Source organism: Endozoicomonas acroporae (genome assembly GCF_002864045.1).
Taxonomy (GTDB): Bacteria; Pseudomonadota; Gammaproteobacteria; order Pseudomonadales; family Endozoicomonadaceae; genus Endozoicomonas; species Endozoicomonas acroporae.
On the sequence record NZ_PJPV01000280.1, the window covers coordinates 1 to 3,336 of the forward strand.

General features: G+C 50.5%; 3 protein-coding genes and 1 pseudogene. 1 reads left to right on the forward strand and 3 read right to left on the reverse strand.

The window, feature by feature from the left end:
- A pseudogene (locus tag CX664_RS26870) lies at positions 1–618 on the forward strand (hypothetical protein); the annotation flags it as partial.
- A gap of 111 nt (positions 619–729) precedes the next feature.
- On the opposite strand, the gene CX664_RS25185 reads toward CX664_RS26870, so the two are convergent.
- The 3 genes from CX664_RS25185 to CX664_RS25195 all read right to left on the reverse strand — a co-directional run bounded on the left by CX664_RS25185 (position 730) and on the right by CX664_RS25195 (position 3,031).
- Positions 730–1,443, reverse strand: a complete 714-nt coding sequence (locus CX664_RS25185) for a hypothetical protein (protein ID WP_146000375.1) — start codon at positions 1,441–1,443, stop codon at positions 730–732.
- Between the two features lie 247 nt (positions 1,444–1,690).
- A complete protein-coding gene (locus CX664_RS25190) occupies positions 1,691–2,458 on the reverse strand; it encodes a class II glutamine amidotransferase (RefSeq protein WP_101749321.1) in 768 nt (255 codons plus the stop codon).
- 198 nt (positions 2,459–2,656) lie between these two features.
- The gene (locus tag CX664_RS25195; RefSeq protein ID WP_180966639.1) at positions 2,657–3,031 is read right to left on the reverse strand and encodes a hypothetical protein; all 375 of its coding nucleotides are present in this window, start codon (positions 3,029–3,031) and stop codon (positions 2,657–2,659) included.
- Positions 3,032–3,336 lie beyond the last annotated feature (305 nt).

The window sequence follows — 3,336 nt, forward strand, 5'->3', positions numbered from 1 at the left end:
GATCCCGCTTACGCCGAGCGCCAAAGGGAGCGCCAAAGGGAGCTTCGCAAAGATCCCGCTTACGTCGAGCGCCAAAGGGAGCGCCGAAGGGAGCGCTACCAGACAGATCCCGCTTACGCCGAGCGCCAAAGGGAGCGCCAAAAGGAGCTTCGCAAAGATCCCGCTTACGTCGAGCGCGAAAGGGAGCGCCGAAGGGGGCGCTACCAGACAGATCCCGCTTACGCCGAGCGCGAAAAGGAGCGCAAAAGGGAGCGCTACCAGACAGATCCCGCTTACGCCGAGCGTAAAAGGGAGCACGACAGGGAGCGCTACCAGACAGATCTCGCTTACGCCGAGCGCAAAAGGGAGCGCGCAAGGGAGCGCTACCAGACAGATCCCGCTTACGCCGAGCGCAGAAGGGAGCTTCGCAAAGATCCCGCTTACGCCGAGGGACAAAAGATCTATAAAAAGATCTACCAAAGAATCAAAATACAAACCTCCAACAAGGAAGAAGCTAAAGAGCAGGCTGTGATCGCCAGAGAGCGATATCTTCAGTCAGTCCATTCAGCTAAAAACTCAGGTGATTTACCACTGACTGCTAATTTAGCTGAAACAACCCAGGGTTCTGAGGCCTGTTGAGGTTTTACATCGGTAACCAGACGATACAGCATGCCATAGCGAGGACGCTGACATAGTTGCGCGTTAACTTGTCATAAACAGGCTCTAAGCCTTTTTCTTTTTTTAATGTGTTTACCTGGCTATTAAATCTCCGTACCCCCAAATCAGGGTACCGATGATACTTGCCAGCAGGATTACCCAGTCGCACTCACTGGCTGTTCTTTTTACTTTTCTTTCGGTGATGCTGGCATTGCCGATCTGTTCAGCCAGGTCCTTTAATTTCACATCCCCTTCCCGGGGTAATTTATGGTTGGGTGCTTCAATCATCAGCTCGCGGCTTGGCAGTTTTTCACTTCTCTTTCTCAGGGTAATAAATGTCACCAACATGGCCCAGCAGACGACAACGGACCCTGATCGCTGGAAAAGTGCCTGATCGTCATCGCGGGTAATGTCTGAAATCAGCGAAGCGGTCACTGTTGTTGCAGTGGCCAGAGTGCTGAGGATAAAGGTGCTATTCCACTTTTTATTGCGTTCCCACCAGTTATTATGCTTCAGGCAGACAGGTTCTGCACCTTCACGAGATAATGCATCGCTTTCCGGCCTTAAGGTGTACATATTGATAATGTATGCATCCCGATTATCCTGCCGGGATGAAGATAATGGGCCTGTGAGAGGTGCAGTCAGCCGATTCTGGCGCACAGCACTTTTATCATCAGCCATTTTTGACTGGGTTGAGGTTAAGCAGGAAAGGGAGGCAACGTGTTCTTTTCTTGCGGCAAAAGTTCGGTCATTAATCAATGCATGGCCAGGATCTACAGTTTCATCTTCTACTCTGAATGTTGACATGCTAACCGGTTCAAGAAGCTCTCTGGTACTTCTGCCATGGAACAGAGAATCTTTTGAACTTCGTGTTTTTCGGGCTTGATACCGACTGTCATCAAGTTGGCCGGTGTTTATATCATACGCAGGTCTGCTGATCGGTGTACTCATCATTACCCCCCTGGGCTAACTTATAAGTCGCGGAACTGGATAGAGACCTGCTAAGTGTAATTGCTTGTTGATGACTGGTTTTCAGTTATGCAGATTTTTTTACTCAGGCAGCAAGTTCGCCATTACCAAAAACCACCATGTCGCCGGGCTGAATAGGGTGCCAGGTCTCATTAATGGTTAACGGGTCAGTGGCTATTATAGAAACGATGTCGTTTTCTGTGGTTTCTTTGGCAAAATCCACCGTCATGTCGTCATCTTTGAGACTGGCCTGATTAAACGGCGCTCTGCGGGTTATCCAGTGCAACCGGGTACTGCAGTAGCAGTAGAGATAGCGTGAGTCGGTCAGCAACATATTGAATACGCCCAGTCCACGCAGTTCGTCACAGAGCTGGCGGATAAAGCGTTGCAGTGTACTCACCCTTTTGGGTGGTTTGGGGAAGCGCTCACGCACCTGGTCCATGATCCAGCAAAAAGCGTACTCACTGTCCGTGGTTCCCACCGGCAAGTAGTGTTTCAGGGGGAATTTCCTGATGCCTTTCAATTGGCCGTTGTGAGCAAAGGTCCAGTGTTTGCCCCAGAGTTCCCGGGTAAAGGGGTGGGTGTTTTCCAGGGCAATTCTGCCTGCGTTTGCCTGGCGGATATGACTGATCACGATGGTGCTTTTGATCGGGTAGCGGCAGACCAGGTTGGCAATTTCAGAATCACAGCTTGGGTTGGGATCACGGAATTCCCGTAACCCTTTGCCTTCATAAAACGCGATTCCCCAGCCATCACTGTGGGGGCCGGTCTTGCCCCCGCGCTGCATCAGGCCACGGAAGCTGAACACAATATCCGTAGGCGTGTTGGCACTCATTCCAAGAAGTTCACACATTAGTTGATAAATCGCGGTTAAGTTCAGGATTTCTGGTTTGAAGCAGGGCCCAGGGCAATGGCACTGACTTAAGCGTGAAAGCCTTGCCATAGTTAAAAGACTTTCACCACAAAGGCACAGAGACACAAAGAAAAGATTTCTTTTTTCTTCCTTTGTGTCTTTGTGTCTTTGTGCCTTTGTGGTTCAAATTCAAATCTATCAACCTGTATCAATGTCCCTGTTTACGGGGCTTTTGCGTTTTGTCAGAAGCTGTTTTTTTGCCTTGCCGACCGGTAATAACACGCCTGCAATCACTGCAACACCAGCGGCAATTGCCACAGTCCGCCCCGTTCGCCACATGGCGTCAACTCCCAGGCTAAGGCCATCATAAAGACTGATAAGGAAGGCCGGGCCAAGATAGCTCTGCTCGGGGTGTACAGTACCGGGCAGGAAAAACAGTACAGCAAAAGCCAGCATCAGAGGCCGCTTTAGCCGCGGATGCCAATTACCAACAATAAACCACAGGCTCAGCAGGCAGCCGAAGGCTCCTGCCAGGTAAACTGCCCAGCCCCAAAAATACTGCAATTCCGTCATTGACTCTCCAACAACCGCCATTGAACCAATGGCGGTTAATGTTATTTACCGCCATCCTTTGGTGTTGTCAGGAGGTGGCGCTGGTTGGTAGTTAACCAAATAACCGACAAGGAGCCTGTCGGACTTAAGCGTCCGTCTAGGCGACCCCGTAGCGAGGATTGCGAGAAATTGAGGATAAAAATTTCTGCTTCTGAGGAGAATAGCGGGGCTATTTGACGAAGAAGCAGGAATTTTTAGACCAATTTATCGCAACCGCACGACTGCATGGATGCAGAAGCTAGGGCAACGCAGGAGCAGTTGCCGCG